Source organism: Paenibacillus sp. sgz302114 (genome assembly GCF_056120345.1).
The window spans coordinates 1-349 of the sequence record NZ_JBVYOI010000055.1; the positions used below are offsets into that span (position 1 = coordinate 1).

Below are 349 nucleotides of genomic sequence, written 5' to 3' on the forward strand. Positions count from 1 at the left end.
GAGTGTTTCGCCCTTGGCGAGGTGATCGACCACGTCGTCGTTGACGGCGAAGGACCAGGCCTGCGCACCGCCGAGGCCGGTGGTGTGGCTCGTGTCGGTGAGCGTGCCGAGGGAGAGCGTGCCGACGGCGGCGGTGTAGGCGGCCGAGGTCGAGCTGAAGCTCTTGAGGGCGACGCTGGCGGTGTGGGTGTCGGACAGGTCGACGTCGGAGAAGGTGACCGCCCCGCTGGCGTTGAGGTTGTTCGACCCGTCGACGGCGACGTCCTCGGTGAGCGCGCCGGCCTGGGTCCCACTGGTGATCGCCGGGTTCTCGTTGGTGCCGGTGATGGTGATGGTGATGTCCTGGGTG

At 68.8% G+C, this 349-nt stretch carries 1 protein-coding gene; it reads right to left on the reverse strand.

From position 1 onward, the window contains the following. Positions 1-349, reverse strand: a 349-nt coding sequence (locus AC0LWF_RS27900) for a VCBS domain-containing protein (RefSeq protein WP_474654707.1), incomplete at both ends; no start/stop codon positions are given.